Origin of the sequence: Paraburkholderia metrosideri, from assembly GCF_904848625.1 — a bacterium.
Lineage (GTDB): Bacteria > Pseudomonadota > Gammaproteobacteria > Burkholderiales > Burkholderiaceae > Paraburkholderia > Paraburkholderia metrosideri.
In genome coordinates this window covers 21,718-43,501 of record NZ_CAJHCP010000008.1, presented here as the reverse complement: position 1 = coordinate 43,501, position 21,784 = coordinate 21,718, and the positions used below count along the sequence as shown (strand labels likewise).

At 62.8% G+C, this 21,784-nt stretch carries 18 protein-coding genes; 8 read left to right on the top strand and 10 right to left on the bottom strand.

The features are described from left to right. Window positions 1–152 precede the first annotated feature (152 nt). The 5 genes from LMG28727_RS18565 to purU all read left to right on the top strand — a co-directional run bounded on the left by LMG28727_RS18565 (window position 153) and on the right by purU (window position 5,461). Window positions 153–2,156, top strand: a complete 2,004-nt coding sequence (locus LMG28727_RS18565) for a monovalent cation:proton antiporter family protein (protein WP_201644121.1) — start codon at window positions 153–155, stop codon at window positions 2,154–2,156. Between the two features lie 157 nt (window positions 2,157–2,313). After that, window positions 2,314–2,880 (top strand): adenine phosphoribosyltransferase, encoded by a 567-nt coding sequence (locus LMG28727_RS18560; protein WP_201643777.1) that lies wholly within the window; start codon window positions 2,314–2,316, stop codon window positions 2,878–2,880. Between the two features lie 39 nt (window positions 2,881–2,919). Next, window positions 2,920–3,534: a LysE family translocator gene (locus tag LMG28727_RS18555; protein WP_201643776.1), complete on the top strand. Its 615-nt coding sequence runs from the start codon at window positions 2,920–2,922 to the stop codon at window positions 3,532–3,534. A gap of 98 nt (window positions 3,535–3,632) precedes the next feature. Continuing rightward, complete coding sequence (locus tag LMG28727_RS18550; RefSeq protein WP_201643775.1) at window positions 3,633–4,484, top strand: NUDIX hydrolase; 852 nt, start codon at window positions 3,633–3,635, stop codon at window positions 4,482–4,484. 107 nt (window positions 4,485–4,591) lie between these two features. Continuing rightward, window positions 4,592–5,461, top strand: a complete 870-nt coding sequence (gene purU / locus LMG28727_RS18545) for a formyltetrahydrofolate deformylase (protein WP_201644120.1) — start codon at window positions 4,592–4,594, stop codon at window positions 5,459–5,461. A 215-nt stretch (window positions 5,462–5,676) separates the two neighbouring features. On the opposite strand, the gene LMG28727_RS18540 is transcribed toward purU, so the two are convergent. The 3 genes from LMG28727_RS18540 to uvrA form a co-directional block, all read right to left on the bottom strand. Next, a complete protein-coding gene (locus LMG28727_RS18540; RefSeq protein WP_201643774.1) occupies window positions 5,677–6,903 on the bottom strand; it encodes a PepSY-associated TM helix domain-containing protein in 1,227 nt (408 codons plus the stop codon). A gap of 232 nt (window positions 6,904–7,135) precedes the next feature. Next, window positions 7,136–8,221, bottom strand: a complete 1,086-nt coding sequence (locus LMG28727_RS18535) for an AI-2E family transporter (protein WP_201643773.1) — start codon at window positions 8,219–8,221, stop codon at window positions 7,136–7,138. Between the two features lie 34 nt (window positions 8,222–8,255). Continuing rightward, a complete protein-coding gene (gene uvrA, locus LMG28727_RS18530; protein WP_201643772.1) occupies window positions 8,256–11,129 on the bottom strand; it encodes an excinuclease ABC subunit UvrA in 2,874 nt (957 codons plus the stop codon). A 351-nt stretch (window positions 11,130–11,480) separates the two neighbouring features. Between uvrA and LMG28727_RS18525 the strand changes: the two genes are divergently transcribed. Continuing rightward, entirely contained in the window at window positions 11,481–12,674 is a 1,194-nt protein-coding gene (locus tag LMG28727_RS18525) for an MFS transporter (protein WP_201643771.1), read from the top strand. A 178-nt stretch (window positions 12,675–12,852) separates the two neighbouring features. Next, window positions 12,853–13,392 (top strand): single-stranded DNA-binding protein, encoded by a 540-nt coding sequence (locus LMG28727_RS18520; RefSeq protein WP_201643770.1) that lies wholly within the window; start codon window positions 12,853–12,855, stop codon window positions 13,390–13,392. 249 nt (window positions 13,393–13,641) lie between these two features. Here LMG28727_RS18520 and LMG28727_RS18515 read toward each other — a convergent pair whose 3' ends face one another. Next, complete coding sequence (locus tag LMG28727_RS18515) at window positions 13,642–14,448, bottom strand: bestrophin-like domain (RefSeq protein WP_201644119.1); 807 nt, start codon at window positions 14,446–14,448, stop codon at window positions 13,642–13,644. Between the two features lie 304 nt (window positions 14,449–14,752). Here LMG28727_RS18515 and LMG28727_RS18510 point away from each other — a divergent pair, with 304 nt between their 5' ends. Further along, window positions 14,753–16,405 carry a methyl-accepting chemotaxis protein gene (locus LMG28727_RS18510; RefSeq protein WP_201643769.1) on the top strand — a complete coding sequence of 551 codons (1,653 nt, stop codon included), beginning with the start codon at window positions 14,753–14,755 and terminating at the stop codon, window positions 16,403–16,405. 119 nt (window positions 16,406–16,524) lie between these two features. Here LMG28727_RS18510 and LMG28727_RS18505 read toward each other — a convergent pair whose 3' ends face one another. Genes LMG28727_RS18505 through LMG28727_RS18480 form a run of 6 tightly spaced genes read right to left on the bottom strand, consistent with a single transcriptional unit; the run spans window position 16,525 to window position 21,773 of the window. After that, window positions 16,525–17,334: a c-type cytochrome gene (locus LMG28727_RS18505; protein WP_201643768.1), complete on the bottom strand. Its 810-nt coding sequence runs from the start codon at window positions 17,332–17,334 to the stop codon at window positions 16,525–16,527. After that, the gene (locus tag LMG28727_RS18500) at window positions 17,331–18,956 is read right to left on the bottom strand and encodes a b(o/a)3-type cytochrome-c oxidase subunit 1 (protein ID WP_201643767.1); all 1,626 of its coding nucleotides are present in this window, start codon (window positions 18,954–18,956) and stop codon (window positions 17,331–17,333) included. The genes LMG28727_RS18505 and LMG28727_RS18500 overlap by 4 nt, the downstream gene beginning before the upstream one ends. Beyond that, entirely contained in the window at window positions 18,943–19,515 is a 573-nt protein-coding gene (locus LMG28727_RS18495; RefSeq protein WP_074762950.1) for a cupredoxin domain-containing protein, read from the bottom strand. Before LMG28727_RS18495 ends, LMG28727_RS18500 begins: the two co-directional genes overlap by 14 nt. Before the next feature lie 2 nt (window positions 19,516–19,517). After that, window positions 19,518–19,691, bottom strand: a complete 174-nt coding sequence (locus LMG28727_RS18490) for a hypothetical protein (RefSeq protein WP_201643766.1) — start codon at window positions 19,689–19,691, stop codon at window positions 19,518–19,520. A gap of 55 nt (window positions 19,692–19,746) precedes the next feature. Beyond that, on the bottom strand, window positions 19,747–21,060 hold the full coding sequence (locus LMG28727_RS18485) for a c-type cytochrome (RefSeq protein ID WP_201643765.1): 1,314 nt from the start codon (window positions 21,058–21,060) through the stop codon (window positions 19,747–19,749). After that, window positions 21,057–21,773, bottom strand: a complete 717-nt coding sequence (locus tag LMG28727_RS18480) for a c-type cytochrome (RefSeq protein ID WP_201643764.1) — start codon at window positions 21,771–21,773, stop codon at window positions 21,057–21,059. Before LMG28727_RS18480 ends, LMG28727_RS18485 begins: the two co-directional genes overlap by 4 nt. Window positions 21,774–21,784: the final 11 nt, after the last annotated feature.

The following is a 21,784-nucleotide window of genomic DNA, read 5'->3' as shown; positions in this document are numbered from 1 at the left end:
TATAGCAAAGGCGCCTGTTCGCCGCGCCGGGCCTGCTGTGCCAAGCCGCTGCCTTTATCGGCCTATTTACTGGCCCCTCAACCTTGTCGCACGGCGTTTTCGTGCGCGGTTCCGCTGACGAACGAGGACGCTTTACCCATGCGTTTGTGCCGATGATCTCCCCGCTCGAAATGACGCTATTCCTGCTGCTGGCATCGGTGGCAGGGGTGGTGATATTTCGCTTTCTGAATCTTCCGCCGATGCTTGGCTATCTGTCTGTCGGCATCGTCGTCGGACCGCATGCGTTCGGTCTGATTCCGGATTCGGTCGGGGCACAGAACCTCGCCGAGTTCGGCGTCGTGTTCCTGATGTTCTCGATCGGGCTGGAGTTTTCGCTCGCCAAGCTGCGGTCCATGCGCCGGCTCGTGTTCGGCCTCGGCTTGCTGCAGGTAATCGGCACTATCGCGGTCGCGGTGACGCTCGGCTTCGCGCTGGAGCGCTGGGTGCATATCACGTGGCAGGCGAGCGTAGCGTTGGGCGGCGCGCTGGCGATGTCGTCGACGGCGATTGTCAGCAAGATGCTGGCGGAGCGGCTCGAAATCGAAACGGAGCACGGGCGCAATATCTTCGGCGTGCTGTTGTTCCAGGATCTCGCGGTGGTGCCGTTGCTGATTATCATCGCGGCGCTGGGCGGCCGGTCGGACGATCTGGTCAGCGCGCTCGGCGTGGCCGCGATCAAGATCGTCGTCGCCCTCGCGCTGCTGCTGATTGTCGGCCAACGCTTCATGACGCGCTGGTTCAACGTGGTCGCGCGACGCCGGTCGCAGGAATTGTTCATTCTTAATCTGTTGCTGGTGACGCTCGGCGCCGCGTTCATCACGGATAAATTCGGCCTGTCGCTGGCGCTCGGCGCGTTTATCGCCGGGATGTTGATCGCCGAGACGCCGTACCGGCATCAGGTGGAAGAGGACATCAAGCCGTTTCGCGACGTGCTGCTGGGGCTCTTCTTCGTCACGACCGGCATGCTGCTCAATCCGCGTGTGATCCTGGAACATCCGCTGATCGTGCTGGGCTTCCTGATCGGGCCGATTGTGTTGAAGGCGGTGATGATCACGGGCCTGTCGCGTCTGTTCGGCGCGTCGCCGGGCGTCGCGATGCGCACCGGTATCGGCCTCGCGCAAGCGGGCGAGTTCGGCTTCGTGCTGCTGAACCTGATTCTCGACCGGCATCTGGTCGACGCCACGCTGCTGCAGGCGATTCTCGCGGCGATGCTGCTGTCCATGCTCGCCGCGCCGTTCCTGATCCAGAACGCGGACCGGATCGTGCTACGGCTGTCTTCAACTGAATGGATGATGCAGTCGTTGCAGATGACGCGTATCGCCACGCAAAGCCTGAAGCAGAGCGGTCACGTGATCATTTGCGGCTACGGCCGTGCCGGGCAGAATCTGGCGCGCATGCTGGAACACGAAGGCTTGTCGTACGTCGCGCTGGATCTCGACCCCGACCGCGTCGCGGCGGCGGCGGCGGCGGGTGAGTCGGTCGTGTTCGGCGATGCCGGGCGGCGCGAGTCGTTGCTCGCCGCCGGTATCCACCGCGCGGCGACGATCGCGATTACCTACGCGAATACACCGTCGGCATTACGCGTGCTGCACAACATCCACGAACTGGAGCCGACGCTGCCGGTGATCGTGCGTACCGTCGACGATTCCGATCTGGAGAAGCTGCTGGCCGCCGGCGCGACCGAAGTGATTCCGGAAATCGTCGAAGGTAGCCTGATGCTGGCCTCGCACACGCTCGTGGTAATGGGCGTGCCGATGCGGCGCGTGGTGCGGCGGGTCGAGGAAATGCGCGACGAGCGCTATGCGCTGTTGCGCGGTTATTTCCGTGGCGCCGACGACGTGGACGACGACGACGGTCACGAACAGGTGCGGCTACAATCGGTCCCGGTCGACGAAAATGCGGACGCGGTGGGCCGCACACTGGCCGACCTCGGCCTGTTCGAGCTGGGTGTGGAAGTGACGGCGATCCGCCGGCACGGCATTCGCGGCGTCGAGCCGGACCCCTCCACCAAGCTGCGCGCAAGCGACATCGTGGTGCTGCGCGGTCTGCCCGAACAACTCGCGGAAGCCGAGGAACGGCTGTCGAAACATCGTCGTGCAGGCGCCGCCGCTGCGTGATTCATGCAGGCAGATTGACGCGTCGGGCAACGGGCGACGGGCAGCCGGCGCCCGGCAACCGGGGTAAGCGCCCCGCGGCGGCGCTGCGCACGCAGACCGCTGCTGATTCAGTTTTTCATCGTTTCATCGGACCTGTCCAGGTCCATCCGGAGACATCATGTCCAACGCGCTCGTGAGCGCGCCGCTCGATGCGGCCGACTACATCAAAAGCCACATACGCACGGTGCCTGACTGGCCGCAGCCGGGTGTGCAATTCCGCGATATCACGCCGCTGCTGCAGGAGGCGAAGTCGCTGCGTGTGCTGACCGACCTGTTCGTGCAGCGCTATTTCGACGCGAAGCTCGACTACGTGGCCGGGCTCGATGCGCGCGGTTTCATCATCGGGCCGATTCTCGCGCACGAGCTGAACATCGGCTTCATTCCGATCCGCAAGGCGGGCAAGCTGCCGTACAAGCGGCTGTCGCAATCGTACGAACTCGAATACGGCACCGCGACCGTCGAAATTCACGAGGATGCGTGCAAGCCGGGCGACCGCGTGCTCATCATCGACGATCTGATCGCGACCGGCGGCACGATGATGGCCGGCAAGATTCTGCTCGAGCGGCTCGGCGCAGTGGTGGTGGAAGGCGCGGCGATTGTCGATCTGCCCGAGCTTGGCGGCTCGAAGCTGCTGCGCGACGGCGGGCTCGAGCTTTACACGGCGACCTCTTTCGAAGGTCATTGAGCCCGGCGCTTCCGGCTTCACATCAAGAAGGTAAGGACGATGCCCAACTTCCTGCTGTTTCTCGCTACATCGATTGCGATCACGGTCGCGCCTGGCCCGGACAACCTGCAAGTGCTCGCGCGCGGTATCTCGCAGGGGCGCGCGGCGGGACTCGTCGCGGCACTTGGCTTTGCTGCGGGCATCACGTTTCACACGACGCTCGCCGCGCTCGGCGTCGCCGCGTTGCTGCGCTCGTCGCCGCTCGCGTTTGAAGCCATCAAGCTGGCCGGCGCCGCGTATCTGATCTGGATCGGCATCAAGGCGCTGCGCAGTCAGGGGCTTGCAACCGCGCATGAACGCGCACCACAACCGCTGATGTCCGTGTTCCGCCAAAGCGTGCTCGGCAATCTGATGAACCCGAAGGTAACGTTGTTCTTCGTCGTGTTCCTGCCGCAGTTCGTACAACCGCATGGCGCGCAAAGCGTCACCGTGCAGATGCTCGAACTCGGCGTGTTGTTCATGTTGCAGACGGTGGTGGTGTTTTCGCTGTTCGGCGTGTGCGCGGGGATGATCGGCGGCTGGCTCAAGCGTCGGCCGCGCGTGGGCGTATGGCTCGACCGGCTCGCTGGGGCGACGTTTATTGCGATTGGCATTCGCGTCGCGCTGCGTGACTGACGTGATGGATGTAGTCGAGCGGGTTGGTTCGATGCGCGCGACTTAAGCCAGCACCACCGCAGAAGCCAGCGCCACCGCAGACAGTTCGGAGTTTTCAGATGACTTTGCCTTGCATCACCGCCGCGCGCCGCTTCGACGCCGCGCTCCATCGACCGTTCCGGATCGGTGCCGAACAGGTCGGCTGGATCCGTTCGAGCGATGTGCCGCTGCTCACGCGCTGGCCCGATGTGTTCGATATCGGCAGCGCGGGTGTGACGCTCGCCGCCGGGTTCAATACCGTCGATTTACGCAGCGCGGCGCTCGGTTCGGTGATCGGCGCGCTCGCCGCCGAAGGCCGCATTCCAGGCTGGCGTAACGAGACCTACGCGATCCGCAACGCGTTCGACGCAGCGCCGCTCGCGTATATCGAGCGCGCGGCGTCGCGCTTCTTCGGGACGATGACCTACGCGGTGCATCTGAACGGCGTCGTAGAATACGCGGAGGGCGGGGCGCCGCAATTGTGGATCGCGCGCCGCAGCGACACCAAGGCCACCGACCCCGGCATGCTCGACAATGTCGTCGCGGGCGGGATCGGCTGGGGCTTCGGCGTCGAGGCGACGATCATCAAGGAATGCTGGGAAGAAGCCGGTATTCCCGAAGAAATTGCCGCGCGCGCCGTCGCGGGCCGTACCGCGCATGTGTTGCAATCGCTGCCGGAAGGCACGCAGGCCGAGCAGATTTTCATCTACGACCTCGCGCTGCCGACCGATTTTTCGCCGCGCAATCAGGACGGCGAAGTGGGCGAGCACCGGCTCGCGCGTATCGACGAAGTGGCACGCTGGATCGAGGATGGTGCGATGACGGTGGACGCAAGTCTTGCTACGCTGGATTGCCTGCTGCGCCGTCGCTGGATCGATGAAGACGCGTGCGCGGGAATCGATGCGTTGTTCGTGCCGCCGGCGTTTGAATGAGTATTGGCGCAGGCGCTGAAGCAGCCGCTCACCGTAAAACGAAACACGCTGCATCGAGCAGTACAGACTGAACAAACCACGCAATGAAGAAGGGAGTCACCCAGGTCATGTCGACCGATCACAGCTTTATTCTCAAACTGTCGTGCGCCGACCGGCCCGGCATCGTGCACGCCGTGTCGGGCTTTCTGTTCGAGCGTGGCAGCAATATTCTCGACTCCGCGCAGTTCGGCGACAGCGGTACCGGCGAATTCTTCATGCGCGTGCATTTTCAGCAGGTGGGCGGCGATCCGGGGCTGGAGGCGCTGCGCGTGTCGTTCGCGACGCTGGCCGAGCAGTTCGGCATGCGCTGGGAGTTGCACGACGCGTCGGTCAAGCCGCGCGTGGTGATCATGGTGTCGAAGATTGGACATTGCCTGAACGACCTGCTGTTCCGTTTCCGCACTGGCCAACTCGGTATCGAGATCGCAGCGATCATCTCGAATCACAAAGAGTTCTACCAGCTCGCCGCCAGCTACGACATTCCGTTCCATCACTTCCCGCTGCTGGGCGGCACGCCCGACGCGAAGGCCGCGCAGGAAGCGCGCGTGCTCGAAGTGATCGACGAACATCAGGCGGACCTGGTGGTGCTCGCGCGCTACATGCAGATTCTGTCGCCGAAGCTGTGTGAAGCACTCGCGGGCCGTGCAATCAACATTCACCACTCCTTCCTGCCGAGCTTCAAGGGCGCGAAGCCGTACTACCAGGCGTTCGACCGTGGCGTGAAGCTGATCGGCGCGACGGCTCACTACGTGACGACCGATCTCGACGAAGGCCCGATCATCGAGCAGGAAGTGGAGCGGGTCGACCACAGCATGACGCCGGAGCAATTGACCGCGATTGGCCGCGACGTCGAATGTGTGACGCTGGCGCGCGCGGTGAAATGGCACGTCGAGCATCGCGTCGTGTTGAACGGCAGCAAGACGGTGGTGTTCCGCTAGGCGTTTTTGTTTCGACGCCGCGTTGATGGCCAGCGCGGTGGACTGATGGAATGCACGGTGAAGCTGCGTGAAAAGGCGGGAAGCCTGGACCTGGCGGGCGGTTAATTCTGATCCGTGCTTCCTTCGCTGCCGGGTTGCGCCCACCCATGTCGGCGCAACCTGCTTATACGACTGGCAGAGTCGCCGGAAAACGCCGTGAGTTCCGGCGACGGTTCCTACGGCCGCGCCGCCGACCGACCTGCGTCCCGCGCAACATTGGCGTTTTGCGCCGAGCGGCGACGCGCATTCATCTTCTTCAGCCAGATCAGCAAGCCCGTCGCGCTAAGCACGGCGACCGCGATACCCAGCGCGCTAACCAGAATCCTTCCGCCGAGACCGAGGATGCGTCCCGAATGCAGGGGGAATTGCACCTGCATGAACACATCGCCAGCCGAACCTGTGCCGGGAATCGACTTGCCGAGCAGCTTGCCGGTGGCTGAGTCCCAATACATCCACGGATTGCCGAGGCCCATATCGCCGTGATCGTTGCCCGGCGAGTAGAAGCCGACGCCGTACGCGTGGATGAATGGCACGTAATAGAGTCCGCCCGGCGGCACCCGCAGATTCTGCGCACGGCCGGCCTGTTCGGCCAGTTCCACGATGCGTTCGCGGCTCAGTACCTGATCGCCGGGTTGCGGAGCACGCAGGATTTCAGGGTTGTTAAGCGGGTCTGGCGTGAGCGTGGAGAGCTTTGACACGATGGGGCGTACCACCGGCGCGGCAAGATTCATCGAGATCGAGGTCAGCGCAACGATCATCAGCAGCCCCCAGATCCACACGCCGCCTGAGCGGTGCAAATCGAACGTCATCGCGTAGCCGCCACGCTTCAGACGGAACGCGAACGACTTGCGCCACGCCTTGAAGCTCGGAAACGACAGCCACAGCGCAATCACGCTATCGAACAGCCAGATGATGCCGACGATCCCCATCAGCCACGTGCCGATGTCGATGCCGCCGGTGAACGGCAGTTGCAGCGTGTAATGCAGCTTGTAGATGAACGGCAGCAGGTTCAGGCGTGACAGCGAGACGGCGCCCCACAGGCGGCGTCCCTGGATGTCGCCTGTGACGGGATTGACGGCAAGCTGGTCGAAATCGAGCGCGTAGGGTTGCTGGGTTGCGGGGTCGATGCGCGGCTGCACGATCATCTGCAACGTGTGGCCGGGTTCGATCGCGAGCGGCAGATAGGTCACCTGAAGACGCGGATCGGCCGCTTCGACGTGACGCGCGAGTTCCAGCGCCGATTGCGTCGGGCCGGCGGTACGGGCGTTGAAGAACGACGGATTCAGCGCCGCGTCGAGTTCGTGGTCCCACGCGATGATCGCGCCGGTGAGACCGGCGACGAACAGAAACAACGCGGTTAAGACGCCGAACCATCGGTGCAGGCGGACGAACTGGCGTCTCATGTGCGGGCCGGCAGCACAGGGCGGAAAAACGGATGGGATGTCACGACGCAGGCTTTTTGTAAACGGGAATTATTCGCATCTTAGGGGCTTGTGCGAACTCCTGCAAGTTTCCCGCCACGAGGCCGAAGACAAAAAGAAGAGGGGACGCTGAAGCGTTGTCCTGGATGACAAGCGATAGGCAATCGGGACGGCGCAGACGTCGCCGTCCCGATTGCCTATGAGTATTTGGGGGTCACACCAACCGCAAATAGATCAGTTCGCGTTTGATATAGGCGTAGAAAATCGGTGCTGCGACGACGCCAGGAATGCCGAACGCGGCTTCCATCACGAGCATTGCGATCAGCAATTCCCACGCACGCGCCTCGATTTGTCCGCCGACAATGCGCGCATTCAGGAAGTATTCGAGCTTGTGAATCAGGATCAGGAACACGAGCGACATCACCGCCGCCGGAAAACTCACCGACAGCGCGACCGCGACGATGATCGTGTTCGACATCAGATTGCCGATCACCGGCAGCAGGCCGAGGATGAACGTGACCAGCACCAGTGTTTTCGACAGCGGCAGCCGGTCGTGAAAGATCGGCAGAACCACCAGCAGGAAGATGGCGGTGAAGACCGCATTGATCGCGGAAATTTTGACCTGGGCGAACACGATGCGGCGGAACGCATCGGCGAAGCGGCTCACGCGCGTGACAAAGGCCGTGGACAGCGGCAGCCGGTGCATCTGCTTCTGCGCGCCGACCGCGATGATCGCGCCGATGATCATGCCGATCAGAACATGCGTGAACCCGCGCGCCGCCGTCGTGCCGCTTTGCTGCAGCATGTTGGCGTGCGTGTGCATCAGCTCTTCGGCTTTCGCCTTCATCTGCTCGGTATCGACGGGCAGCGAGTTGGCGATGAACTGGGGAATCCGGCCGCGCGCCTCGTGGATCAGCTGCATGGCCTGGTCGAGCAGCGCCTGCACGCTCGGTACGTCGTTCTCGAAGTGCTCGATGATGCCGAGCGTGAGACCCGTCAGCGCCCCCACGATCACCGCCGACAAAATCACCACCGCGAGCCAGCGTGCCCGCTTGCTCGACATGTGACGCTCGATGCGCGGCGCGATCGTGTGGACGAGCTGGAACACCAGCAGCCCGGCGAGCAATGCGCCAAGCAGCTTCAGTTCAATCACCCCCCACATGCCGACCAACATCAGAACGTAACTGCCGATTTCGACTGCCGACAACTTCGGCAGGCTCATGTCGCTAGTCAGCCTGACCGGGCGTGGGCGTAGGTCTTGCACCTGCCCGTCGTCGCGCGCCTGATTCCGCTTGGCCATGGCTTATTCCGTCTCCAACCCGTGATGTGCAGCGTTACTTTTTACTGGCAGCCCGTTTCAGCAGCGGCGCCAGATACTTGCCGGTAAAACTTGCTTTCGACTTCGCCACCTGTTCCGGCGTTCCCTGGGCGATGATCTGCCCGCCGCCCGCGCCACCTTCCGGACCCAGGTCGATGACCCAGTCGGCTGTTTTGATTACATCGAGATTATGCTCGATGATCACGACAGTATTACCTTGATCGCTCAAGCGGTGAATCACTTCCAGCAGCAGCGCGATATCGTGAAAGTGCAGACCGGTGGTCGGCTCGTCGAGGATGTATAGCGTGCGACCCGTGTCACGCTTGCTCAGTTCCAGCGAGAGTTTGACGCGTTGCGCCTCGCCGCCCGACAGCGTGGTCGCCGACTGGCCCAGGCGGATATAGCCCAGACCCACGTCCAGCAAGGTTTTCAGCTTGCGCGCGACAACCGGAACCGGCTTGAAAAACTCGTGCGCGGCCTCGACCGTCATGTCGAGCACTTCGCTGATGTTCTTGCCTTTGTATTGGACGTCCAGCGTTTCGCGGTTGTAGCGCTTGCCGTGACAGACGTCGCAAGGAACGTACACGTCCGGCAAAAAGTGCATTTCGACCTTCAGCACGCCGTCGCCCTGGCAAGATTCGCAGCGGCCGCCCTTCACGTTGAACGAGAACCGGCCCGGGTCGTAGCCGCGTTCCTTGGCGGCGGGAACGCCCGCGAACAGTTCGCGAATCGGGGTGAAAAGGCCGGTGTACGTGGCCGGGTTGGAGCGCGGCGTACGGCCGATCGGCGACTGGTCGACGTTGATCACCTTGTCGAAGTGCTCAAGCCCTTCGATCGATTCATACGGCGCCGGCTCGGTCGCCGAGCCGTACAGGTGATGCGCGACCGCGTGATACAGCGTGTCGTTGATCAGCGTCGACTTGCCCGAGCCGGACACGCCGGTCACGCAAGTGAGCAACCCAACCGGCAGGTCGAGCGATACGTGCTTCAGATTGTTGCCATACGCCTCGATGATGCGCAGACGACGTTCGTCGGGCGCCTTGCGCGCGTCGGGGTATTCGATATTGCGCGCGCCGGACATGTATTGCCCGGTCATCGATGCCGGGTTCGCCTGCACCTGCTTCGGCGTGCCCTCGGCGATCACCATGCCGCCATGCTCGCCCGCGCCCGGACCCATGTCGACCACGTAGTCGGCCATGCGGATCATGTCCTCGTCGTGCTCGACGACGATCACCGAGTTGCCCAGGTCGCGCAGATGCTTGAGCGTTGCGATCAGCCGGTCGTTGTCGCGCTGATGCAGACCGATCGACGGTTCGTCGAGCACGTACATCACGCCGGTCAGGCCCGAGCCGATCTGCGACGCGAGCCGGATGCGTTGCGCTTCGCCGCCCGACAGCGTTTCCGCGCTGCGTTCGAGCGACAGGTAATCGAGCCCGACGTTATTCAGGAACATCAGACGCGCGACGATTTCCGTGACCACCTTATCGGCGATCTCGCGCTTCGAGCCTTCGAGACGCAGCGTCTGGAAATAGCCGAGCGCGTCGCGCAACGGCCAGCCGCTGATTTCGAAGATGCCGCGCGCGTCTTCATCCGCGCCAATCCGCACGAAACGCGCTTCGCGGCGCAGCCGGGTGCCGGCGCAAGCCGGGCACGCCTGGTTGTTCTGATACTTGGCGAGTTCTTCGCGCACCGCGACCGAATCGGTCTCGCGATAACGCCGCTCCAGATTCGGGATGATCCCTTCGAACACATGCTCGCGCACCGAAGTGCGGCCGCGTTCGTTGATGTACGAGAACGGGATCTCCTGCTTGCCCGAACCGAACAGCAGGATCTTGCGGACCTTCTCGGGCAGGTCTTCGACGGCCGTGTCGATATCGAACTCGTAGAACGCCGCAAGACTTTGCAGCATCTGGAAGTAGAACTGGTTGCGCCGGTCCCAGCCCTTCACCGCACCCGCCGCGAGCGACAGTGACGGATGTGCGACCACCCGCTTCGGATCGAAGAACGTGATCTGGCCGAGGCCGTCGCATTCCGGGCAGGCGCCCATCGGGTTGTTGAACGAGAAGAGCCGCGGCTCCAGTTCCTGCAGTGAATACGAGCAGATCGGGCACGCGAACTTCGAGCTGAACAGCTTCTCCTTGTCCGTGTCCATTTCGAGCGCGATCGCGCGGCCGTCGGCGAGACGCAGTGCCGTTTCAAACGATTCGGCCAGCCGCTGCTTCATGTCCGGCCGCACTTTCAGACGGTCGATCACGACGTCGATCGTGTGCTTGTCGTTCTTCTTCAGCTTCGGCAGCGAGTCGACTTCATAAATCTTCGCGACGCCTTCATTGGCGGTGCCGCCGCCCGAACGCACGCGAAAGCGGATGAAACCCTGCGCCTGCATTTCCTCGAACAGTTCGACGTGCTCGCCTTTGCGATCCGCCACGACCGGTGCGAGGATCATCAGCCGGGTCTCTTCGGGCAACGCGAGCGCCGCGTCGACCATCTGCGACACGCTTTGCGCTTCGAGCGGAATCTCGTGATCGGGGCAGTACGGCGTGCCGACACGTGCGAATAATAGTCGCAGGTAGTCGTGAATTTCGGTGACGGTGCCGACCGTGGAGCGCGGGTTATGCGACGTCGCTTTCTGTTCGATCGAGATAGCCGGCGACAGACCTTCGATCAGATCGACGTCCGGCTTTTCCATCAGTTGCAGGAACTGGCGCGCATAGGCGGAAAGGCTTTCGACGTAGCGCCGCTGCCCTTCCGCGTAGAGCGTGTCGAACGCGAGCGACGATTTTCCCGAGCCGGAAAGGCCCGTAATGACGACGAGCTTGTGACGGGGTAAATCGAGGTTGACGTTCTTCAGGTTGTGGGTGCGAGCCCCACGAATACGGATTTGTTCCACGGATTTATTCCATGAACTGGCGGAAAGAGGAAGGGGCTAAACCTGCTACTATAACGACTTTTCGAGACCGCCGTTACGGCTTCCTGACAGCTGGAATCAGGCGTACAGCAAGCTGTAAGGCAGCGGTTCAGCGCCGCGGAAAGAGGTCTAACTGGGGCCATTTTCCGCGAGTACAAGGCACCGCGACGCACCGCAAGGCGCAAGTGGGAAGGCGGCAGGGCCGCTGGCTTCCATGCCGCGCCGATCGCATTCCGCCGTCACGTCATCGTTGTGGTCAGCCGCCCGGTTGGGGCCGTCCAGCGGGTTGACCGTCCGCAGTGCACCGCCCAGCTCATTCAAAGAACGTTCCCGATGTCCAATCCGTCCGCCACTTCCACACGCATGAGCGCGCCTGAAATGCGCGCGACCGTGTCGCTTGCCGCGATCTTCGCGCTGCGCATGCTCGGTCTGTTCATGATCATGCCGGTGTTCTCGATCTACGCGAAATCCATTCCGGGCGGCGACAACGTGCTGCTGGTCGGTATCGCACTCGGCGCGTACGGCGTGACGCAGTCCATGCTCTATATTTTTTACGGCTGGGTGTCCGACAAGATCGGCCGCAAGCCGGTCATTGCGACGGGCCTGCTGATCTTCGCGATTGGCAGTTTCGTCGCGGCGGGCGCGCACGACATGACGTGGATCATCGTCGGCCGGGTGATTCAGGGGATGGGCGCGGTGTCCTCCGCAGTGATCGCCTTTATCGCCGACCTGACCGCCGAAGAGCATCGCACCAAGGCAATGGCGATGGTCGGCGGCAGTATCGGCGTGTCGTTCGCGGTGGCGATCGTCGGTGCGCCGATCGTGTTCCAGTGGGTCGGCATGAGCGGCCTGTTCACGCTGGTCGGCATCTTCTCGATTCTGGCGATCGGCCTCGTGCTGTGGGTCGTGCCCGATGCGCCGAAGCCCGTGCACATACGCGCGCCGTTCAGGGAAGTGCTGCATAACGTCGAACTGCTGCGTTTGAACTTTGGCGTGCTCGTGCTGCACGCGACACAAACTGCGTTGTTCCTCGTCGTGCCACGCATTCTCGAAGCCGGCGGTTTGCCGGTCGCGTCGCACTGGAAGGTGTATTTGCCGGTCATGGGCCTGTCGTTCGTGATGATGGTGCCGGCGATCATCGCCGCGGAAAAGCGCGGCAAAATGAAAATCGTGCTGCTGTCCGCGATCGGTCTTATCCTGATCGGACAGTTGTTATTGGGCGTCGCTCCGCATACGATTCTGAGTGTCGCGGCGATCCTTTTTGTGTACTTTCTCGGCTTCAATATTCTTGAGGCATCGCAGCCTTCGCTGGTGTCGAAGCTGGCTCCCGGAACCCGCAAGGGTGCGGCCGCCGGCGTCTACAACACCACGCAGTCGATCGGTCTTGCGCTGGGCGGAATGATCGGCGGATGGCTGCTTAAGGTGGATGGTCAGAGCGCCGTGTTTTTCACGTGTTCGGGGCTCGTCTTTTGCTGGCTTATAATCGCCGCAAAGATGAAGCAGCCGCCGCGCAGGGCGGGTACGTAACACGCGACGATTCGCGACCACTTGCGTAGCGCTCGCGGCGCATTCGGGGTACTTCCCGACATCACCCAGAACTCACCCGGCGGCGGGCAGAGGCGCTGTTCCCGGCTCGGCTCGCCAGCCGTGAGACGCGAACCGCGCATTGCCGCGCCGCCCGCAACGGAATCAACAGGAGAAACTCATGGCATCCGTGAATAAGGTCATTCTCGTCGGCAATCTCGGCGCCGATCCGGAAGTCCGTTATCTTCCGAGCGGCGACGCAGTGGCGAACATCCGCCTTGCGACGACTGACCGGTACAAGGACAAAGCGTCCGGCGAAATGAAGGAAGCGACCGAATGGCACCGCGTGTCGTTCTTCGGCCGCCTCGCGGAAATCGTTTCCGAATATCTGAAGAAAGGTTCGTCGGTCTACCTGGAAGGGCGCATCCGTACCCGGAAGTGGCAGGCGCAAGACGGCACCGACCGTTACTCGACCGAAATCGTCGCTGAGCAGATGCAAATGCTGGGTGGCCGTGGCGGCGCGATGGGCGGTGGCGGCGACGAAGGCGGTTATAGCCGTGGCGAGCCGTCGGAGCGTAGCGGCGGCGGTGGTGGCGGTGGTCGCACGATGTCGGGTGGCGGCGCGCCGCGCGGCGGCAATGCTGGCGGCGGCGGTGCAAGCCGTCCGAGCGCGCCGGCTGGCGGCGGCTTCGACGAGATGGACGACGACATTCCGTTCTAAGGTCTCGCCACCATAGAATGTAAAGACCAACCCCGCCTGTGTGCGGGGTTTTTCTTTTGCTCGCGCGTCGGCCGTGGCGACGATTACCTTTATCGTCGCGGCGCGCCCCGATTCCAGCAAGCACCCGGGGTCGTCGGACTGGCGAATGCGCAGGCGCAGTTTGCCGACCGGCTTGCCACGACGCAGATCACGAACTTCGGCAGCCGCGTCGAGCCACTGCGCGACACTCGCAACGCAAGCCTCAGCGCGTCAGAACTCCCGCTGCAAATGCGTCAACGCATCCCGCATCGACGCACTGGAAACCACGATGGGCCCGGTGAACGGCGTATCCAGATCCACAATCACATAAATTGCCGAGGCGATCGACACAGCGCCCAGTGAGATCGTCACCAGCGCCAGCGCATTGCGCGGCGTAATCAGCCCAAAGCTCAGAAAGATCACGCACAGCCAGAACGCCAACGTCCGGAAAAACGGCTGTGAGATCGAGCTGTGCGCCTCTTCCAGAATCTTCCAACGTGCATCCACGACACGCCGGTATTGCGTCAACGCGTCGTCGAGCGCGCGATGTTGCAGCATATCGCGCGCGTGCACCTGGCGTAGCTCCGTGCCGACCGCGGTCAGCATGTCGCCCAGCCGGAAATTCTCCAGGTTCTGCGCACCGGCTGGTGGTCCGATGTTTTTTGGGTAATCGCCGGCAGGTGCCGGCTCGCCCGGCCAGGTCGAGGCGATGGCCGCCGCCGTGTACTGACGCAACAGACGCCTGGCTTCGTCGGTTTCGCTGCCAAATGCGCGCAACGTCGTGTCGAATTCGATCAGATCGGCGGAATACGTACGCAAGTCGTTCGACGCGGTATCGAAACTGGATTTAGCGGACGCCGTCATCAAGCCGAGCACCAGCGCGGCAAATGTCACCAGCATGCCGATCACCAACTGGATCAGTTGCACGGTTTCATGCGCCTTGTGCTCTTCGGGCAGGAGCGGGCGCACCCACACGCCCACGCCAGTGGAGAGCAGTAACAGCGCGAAAACCAGTAGAGCCGAACCGACTTCCAACATGGACATGCTCCAAAAACCTGTGCTTCGACACTGTCCATCAACGGAAGCTGGACGGAAACCCGGGTAGTCCCGCAAAGCGGCGATCTGCGTGAGCGGTCGTCCACGTTTGCCCAGATATTGATCTGCGACAACGATCTGCCTTACCAACCATAAAGTTTCCTGTAATCCAGCCGTAGTTCCTCAATGTGGTGGTCGCTTAAATTTTAGACACAAGTTGCGGACCGGGCCGAAGGGTTTGGGCGCAGCACGCATGGCCGAGGCTATTGCTGATGTGCGGTCAGGCAGCCCAATGGAGACGTGCCCGATGTTGAGAAATCTGTCGATTCGAACCTGCCTTACCCTGATGATCCTGTTTTTCGGCGTCGCGCTGCTGCTTGGCGCTGCGGCGGGATTGCTGTCGCTGCGTTCGAGCAACGCGTCGCTGCAGCAGATGTACACGGTGGACACCCCCGCCGTCGCCGATCTCGAAGGAAGTTCTGGACAGCTGCTGCGCCTGCGGCTCGCGCTGGCGACCTATGCGTCGCTGGTCGAGTTGAACGATCAGGACGGCGCAAGTGCCGTGCTCAAGCGTTTCGACGTGTACCAGAAAGCCTCCGACGATCGACTTGCCCACTACGTGAGCCGCGCCAGCGCGGATGCGGATGAACAGCGTCTGATCAAGGACATGCAGGACAAGCGCGACACCTTCCTTCGCGACGGCGTCGCGCCGGCGCTCGCCGCGCTCAAGTCCGGTGACAACAACGCGTTCCAGCAATTGCAGGCGCACAAGCTGCCGTCGCTCTATAGCGCGTACGAGAAGGCGATGCTCACGCTCGAACAGTTGCAACTCGATCACGGCGCACAGCGCTATCAGGACGCGCAGGACCTGTTCTTCGCGATCAGCGTGGCGGTGGCGATCGGCATGGTGGTGTCGCTGCTGGGTTCGTGGATCGGCCGCGCGGTGCTGATGCGCGCCATCGTCAGTCCGGTCGATGCGACCATCGCGCAATTCCAGCGCATTGCCAACGGCGACCTGACGAGCCAGATCACGGTGAGCAGCAGTAACGAAATGGGCCGTCTCGCAGCCGCGTTGCGCACTATGCAGGATTCGTTGATCGCGACGGTGAGTGCGGTGCGCCAAGGCACCGAATCGATCGATACCGGCGTGAGCGAGATCGCAGCGGGTAACACGGATCTGTCGCAACGCACGGAAGAGCAGGCTGCATCGCTTGAAGAGACTGCGGCGAGCATCGAACAACTGACGTCGACGGTCAAACAGACCGCGGAAAACGCGAAGCAGGCGAGCTCGCTGGCACAGGGCGCGTCGAGTCTGGCGGCGCAGGGCGGCGAGTTGACCGAGCAGGTGGTCGGCACGATGCACGGCATCGTCGGCGACTCGCGGCGGATGGCCGACATCATCGGCGTGATCGAAGGGATCGCCTTCCAGACCAATATCCTGGCGCTCAACGCAGCGGTCGAGGCGGCGCGTGCAGGCGAGCAGGGCCGCGGTTTCGCGGTGGTCGCCAGCGAAGTGCGTTCGCTCGCGCAGCGCAGCGCGGCAGCGGCCAAGGAGATCAAGAGCTTGATCGATGCCTCGACCGCGCGAGTGCAGGCCGGCTCGCAACTGGTCGAGCGTTCGGGGTCGACCATGACCGAAATCGTCGAAGCGATTGCGCGCGTGAGTTCGATCATGGGCGAGATCGCGGCAGCCGCGCTCGAGCAGAGTACCGGTATCGATCAGGTCAATCTCGCTGTCGCGCAAATGGACGAAGTGACCCAGCAGAATGCCGCGCTAGTCGAGCAGGCGGCTGCGGCGGCGGGTTCGCTGGAAGATCAGGCACGCCGGTTGTCCGCGGCAGTGGCGGTGTTTCGGGTGGGTAATGGTGGCTCCGGGTTCGCTCCACGGTCCGGCGAACGGCGTAGCGGCGCGGCCGCTGAGCCGACGATGAACGACCGGGGTGAGTTCGCTACCGCCTGAAGTAACCAGTAAAAAAGATGGCGCGAACGCTTGCGCGCAGGTCCTTGTGGCGTTTGCCGTCATCGGTTATCGGCAATGACGATAACCGCCGCGGGGAAGCGCAGGGGCGCGGCCCCACGCTACGGCATCGCCGCATAATACTTCGCCAGACCATCAATCTCCTCCGGCGTTAATTGCCGCGCCACGTTGCGCATCTGCTCATTGATATCGTTGTGCCGCGCGCCGGTAGCAAACGCATGCATCTGCGCGGCGAGATAAACCGAAGACTGCCGACCTAACCATGGCGCCGCGCCCTTGCGATCGAGTTGTCCATGACACGCGGCGCACGGCGCGATATTGCGCTCCGGGTCGCCCTGCATCGCGAGCTTCACCGCGTTGGCATCGGGCTCCTCGCCGCGCGGCAGAACTTCCGCCGCGGGGGCTCTCGCCAGCGACGAGTAATACGCTGCGAGATCCTGCAAATCCTCATTGCTGCGCGCCGCGATGATCGCCTGCATCACCGCGTTTTGCCGCAGGCCGCTCTGGTAATCGCGCAACTCTTTATAGACGACATCGGGATATTGTCCCGCCAACGCGGGCGCTGTCACCTGAGTCGTGCCGAGCACGCCGTGACACATCGAGCAATTCTGCGTTGCAATGGTCGCACCGCGCCCGATCGAATCTGCCGTGGGATGCACCCACGGCGAAGGCGGCAACACGACCACGTCGCTCGGTACGGGCGCGTTCGCTCTCGCGCCGTTGTACCAGCTCGACGGCACGCCTGCGGCGCCGCAGATCGTCGCCCATAAGCCGCGATCGCCGAACGCGCTGCTCGCCGACGGCAGCCAGATAAAGCCGATCAGGATCCCCACGATGGCAATCGCAATCGTGCCGCCCACGCTCCACGTGAACCACGGGTTACGCAAGCTGAAGACGCGTTCGTCACTCATCGCTGCGCTCCGATAATGACGGCCGGCACCGAGGTTTGCGGCAGTCTGAGCAACTGCACGATCGGCACGCTGTAGTTGACGACGGTGAGGCCGATCATCAGCGCGACCCACAAGCCGAAGCTGTTGAGCGCGGCCGGTACGTGGTCCACCGGATGCGCGGCGGTGGCAAAGCGGAACTCCTGTGGCTGGATCGCCGGTCCGAATTGCGACTTCGCGAGGATGACAGTGAACAGCACACCGGACACCACCAGAATCAAGCCGCCGACCGCCGACATGCCCACCCAGAAGCCCTGATCCTGCATGCCCGACATGTTGTAGTCGTAGTAAGCCATGCGACGCGGCGCGCCGAGCAGGCCCACGTAATGCCACGGCAACGTCACGACCATCATGCCGATGAACCACAGCCACAATTGCGTGCGCACCAGCTTCACCGAAATGATCGCGCGTCCGGTGAGTTGCGGCCACAGTTCGTACGCAATCGCGAAGTACATGATGACGATTGCGCCGCCGAAGATCAGGTGGAAGTGTCCGGTTACCCACTGGGTGTTGTGCACCGTCGAATTCAACTGATAGCTCATGTTGATGAGCCCGCCCGCGCCGCCAAAGCCGAGCATCACGAATGAAAATGCGATCACCAGCATCATCGGGTTCTGCCACGGTAACGCGGTGAGCCAGCCGAACGCGCCTTTGCCGCCGCGCAATCGGCCGGCGATTTCGACGGAAGCGCAGATCGTGAATACCGTCAGCAATGTCGGAACCGAGACCATGCCTGTGAACACCGCATGCAGGAACTTGAAGCCGGAGCCGACCTGCGGATCGGCGAACAGATGGTGAATGCCGATCGGCATCGCGAACACGAGGAACAGGATGAACGACACGCGCGCCATCGAATCGCTATAAAGCCTTCCGCCGATCGCGCGCGGCACCAGTGTGTAATACGCGATATACGCCGGGATCAGCCAGAAATAGACGATGGCGTGCAATGTCCACGAGAACAGGATGCGTGAGAGACCGGCGTCGATGGTATGCGTCAGGCCGAACGCGACCGGCAGGATCTGGAACAGAATCTCCAGCGCTGCCCCCACCGCGGTCCACGCCCATAGATACGCGCCCGCTACGTTCGCGAACATCGCGAGCGGCACGGGCTTGCCGGGGTTCGAGCGCTTCCAGACGCGCAGATTCACATGCATCAGCGCGACCCAGATCCACGAGCCGACTACCACCAGTACCACGCCGAGGTAGTAGAACGGACTACCGATCATCGGCGGATAGAAGGTGTAGAGCACGGAGGCTTTGCCGAGCGCGACCGGCACCATCGCCATCACCGCGCCGACCAGCAGCAGATAAAACGCGGCCCACGCCCATTTGAGACCGACCAGCCGCTGCGCGAGCGCCAGCTCGACGATCGCATAGCCGAAGCCCATCGACACCAGCGTCGGCATCACATACGCCATCACCGAGCCGTGCGCGGTCACCGAGCGGTAGTACAACTCGGGATCGCCGATCCACGGCACCAACGGACTGCGCACCAGCATCTGCCACGCGCCGAGAAACAGCGCGATCAGAAACGCGATGAAGGCGAGCCAGAAATGCGCGAGAACGAGTCGCTTAGCGTGGAACACAGCTCAGCCTCCGTGATTGTCGGGCCATCGCGAAGAAGGTGGCTTTGTCGATCACCTTCACGTGCGCCCACATCGTCTGATGGCCGAAGCCGCAGAACTCGTGACACGGCATGTTGTGATCGGCGGGATGGTCGAACTGCGTGTTCAGCGTCGCGACATAGCCGGGCACGACCATCGTGTTGATGTTCGTATCGGTGACGAGCAGGCCGTGCACGACGTCGGCGCTGGTGGTGCGGATCGTGATCGGCGTATCGGCGGGAACCAGCAGGCATTGCGGCGTGAACGAGTACTGCTGCGCGATGAAGCGCACCATCACCGAGCCATCTGGCTGCACCGCGCTGCCAAGATTGTCTTCGACGAATTCGCCGGACAGTTGCAGTCGCGACGGGTCGATCGTTTCGACGCGCGACGGCGGCATCATCGCCCAATGCAAGCCGGAAAACACGATCACGGCGAGCATCAGCACGATTAGCCCGACCGCAAAAATCGCCCAGCGCCGCTCGGCGCGTAATGCGACCGAGTGGCCGCTATCCGGTTGATGATTCGATTCGGTCGACATGGTCAGTGGATAACGCCGCGTGGCAAAAACGCGAAGAAGTAGAAGGCGAACCAGATCGCCATGACGATCAGGGTTGCGACACCAGCGACGGCAATCGCGCCATGCGGACCGGCCGCGACGACGCGTTCCACTTCGTCATCGGTGGGCGGCGCGCTGGGGGTGTCGTTTGCTTGCATCTCGTGGGTTCTCCCGTGCAGCGGTTCTTCAATACGCGCCGCTCGAATACGTGACTCAGTGCAGCGGCGCGTTGCGTAGTTCGTTGACCTGGCGCGCGGTCACAGGCTGACCATGATTGCCCCACGCGGTGCGGATATAGGTGACCACCGCAGCTGCTTCGGTGTCGTTCAGTTCCTGACCGAACGGCGGCATCCCATACGGTTCGGGATTGCGCATCGTGCCGGGCGGAAAGCCGCCGTTCAACACGATCCGGATCGGATTGACCGCCGAGTCCATTTCAATCGACTGATTGCCCGCGAGCGGCGGGTAATGCTGCAACTGTCCCTCGCCCTTTGCGCCGTGACATATCGCGCATTTGTCCGCGTAAATCTTTTCGCCGAGCGCGAACACGTTGGTGTTGGTCGGAGCAGTCGGACCTGATTTGCGGCCGCTTTTGTCGGGCAGGCTTTTCAGATAAACGGCCATTGCGCGGATATCGTCGTCGCTCAGATATTGCAGGCTGTGATACGTGACTTCGGCCATCGGGCCATACACCGCGCCGCGATCCGAAATGCCGGCCTGCAACAGGTCGACGATGTCTTTGATGCTCCAGTCGCCGAGACCGCCGTCCTTGTCGGACGTGAGCGACGGCGCGTACCAGTTCTGCACCGGAATCAGACCGCCCGCGAACTGATCGCGCTGCGACGAGCCGCCGAGCATGTTGATTTTCGTGTGGCACATCGTGCAGTGCCCCAGCCCTTCGACCAGATACGCGCCACGATTCCATTCGACCGATTTGGTCGGATCAGGCTTGAATTCGCCCTCACGAAAATACAACGTGCGCCAGCCGTATAGCAACTCGCGCTGGTTGTACGGAAAACGCAGCGTGTGCTTGCGGTTAGGCTCGCGTACGGGCTCGACGGTCTTCAGGAAGGCGAAGATCGCGTCCGAGTCTTCGCGCGTGACTTTCGTGTATTGCGCGATCGGCATCGCGGGATAGATCAGCTCGCCATTGGGCTTGCGGCCCGTGCGCATCATCTTGAAGAACGCTTCCTGGCTCCATGTGCCGATGCCGTACTGCGCGTCAGGCGTGATGTTCGGCGAATACAGCGTGCCGAACGGCGTTTCCATCGCGAGACCGCCTGCGAACAGTCTGCCGCGCGGCGCGGTATGGCAGGCTATGCAGTCGCCGGCGCGCGCCAGATACTCGCCGCGTTTGACGATCTCGGGCCGGGTGTCGGTATCGGCGCCCGCCGCTGCGATGGGTGTGGCGGGGGCGGGTTCGGCTGCGTGGCTCTGCGCAATGAGCGGCGCAGACAGCGCATGCAGAAGCATCGCGGCGCCACTCAGCAGCAAACCGGCCGTCAGCAGGCGAAGTGTCGGCTTCATTGCGGTTGACTCCCGCAAGCTAGAGGCAGCGGCCCGGCGGCCGACGCTGCGGGGCGCGGATCGGCCGGACGCGGCTGACGGGCGAGCCAGCTCGATACGGCGGTGATGTCCTTGTCGCTCAGCTTGATCGCGATCGTGTGCATGCAGTCCGGCGCGAGCGCGTGACGCGTTCCCGAGCGCCACGTGCCCATCTGTCCGGCGATATAGCTCGCGTGCAAGCCCAGCAGCCCCGGTATGCCCGGCTGCGTGCCGGTCATACGACTCCCATGACAGGCGATGCACGCCGGTATCTTGCGCGCCGGATCGCCGTGCGTGACGAGCCGCTCGCCGGCAGCGAGCGTGGCGGCCGGGACATCGGTGTGATCGGCGTCGGGATACGGTGGTTGCAGATCGGCGAAATACTGGCTGATCTTGCGCAGGTAGTCGTCGGGCAGGAACGCGAGCAGATAGCCCATTGGCGGATAAGTGCGGCCGCCGTCACGAAACGCAGTGAGCTGATTGAACAGATAGTCAGCGGGTTTGCCGGCGATACGCGGAAAGTAGTCGTTGTTCAGCCCCTGGCCTTGCACGCCATGACACGAGGTGCACGCACGAATACGCTCGTCCATCGCCGAGGGCATCGCGACGGGCGCACTCGCCGCCGCAAACGCTGCGCCGCTCCACATGACGTAAAGCACGAGCAAAACCGAAGATCCGATAGTTCTACGATGCACGCCGGGCCTCG

Coding starts and splice junctions, on each gene's coding strand:
- LMG28727_RS18565 (WP_201644121.1), top strand. CDS start 153: ATGATCTCCCCGCTCGAAATGACGCTATTCCTGCTGCTGGCATCGGTG.
- LMG28727_RS18560 (WP_201643777.1), top strand. CDS start 2,314: ATGTCCAACGCGCTCGTGAGCGCGCCGCTCGATGCGGCCGACTACATC.
- LMG28727_RS18555 (WP_201643776.1), top strand. CDS start 2,920: ATGCCCAACTTCCTGCTGTTTCTCGCTACATCGATTGCGATCACGGTC.
- LMG28727_RS18550 (WP_201643775.1), top strand. CDS start 3,633: ATGACTTTGCCTTGCATCACCGCCGCGCGCCGCTTCGACGCCGCGCTC.
- purU (WP_201644120.1), top strand. CDS start 4,592: ATGTCGACCGATCACAGCTTTATTCTCAAACTGTCGTGCGCCGACCGG.
- LMG28727_RS18540 (WP_201643774.1), bottom strand. CDS start 6,903: ATGAGACGCCAGTTCGTCCGCCTGCACCGATGGTTCGGCGTCTTAACC.
- LMG28727_RS18535 (WP_201643773.1), bottom strand. CDS start 8,221: ATGGCCAAGCGGAATCAGGCGCGCGACGACGGGCAGGTGCAAGACCTA.
- LMG28727_RS18525 (WP_201643771.1), top strand. CDS start 11,481: ATGTCCAATCCGTCCGCCACTTCCACACGCATGAGCGCGCCTGAAATG.
- LMG28727_RS18520 (WP_201643770.1), top strand. CDS start 12,853: ATGGCATCCGTGAATAAGGTCATTCTCGTCGGCAATCTCGGCGCCGAT.
- LMG28727_RS18515 (WP_201644119.1), bottom strand. CDS start 14,448: ATGTTGGAAGTCGGTTCGGCTCTACTGGTTTTCGCGCTGTTACTGCTC.
- LMG28727_RS18510 (WP_201643769.1), top strand. CDS start 14,753: ATGTTGAGAAATCTGTCGATTCGAACCTGCCTTACCCTGATGATCCTG.
- LMG28727_RS18505 (WP_201643768.1), bottom strand. CDS start 17,334: ATGAGTGACGAACGCGTCTTCAGCTTGCGTAACCCGTGGTTCACGTGG.
- LMG28727_RS18495 (WP_074762950.1), bottom strand. CDS start 19,515: ATGTCGACCGAATCGAATCATCAACCGGATAGCGGCCACTCGGTCGCA.
- LMG28727_RS18490 (WP_201643766.1), bottom strand. CDS start 19,691: ATGCAAGCAAACGACACCCCCAGCGCGCCGCCCACCGATGACGAAGTG.
- LMG28727_RS18485 (WP_201643765.1), bottom strand. CDS start 21,060: ATGAAGCCGACACTTCGCCTGCTGACGGCCGGTTTGCTGCTGAGTGGC.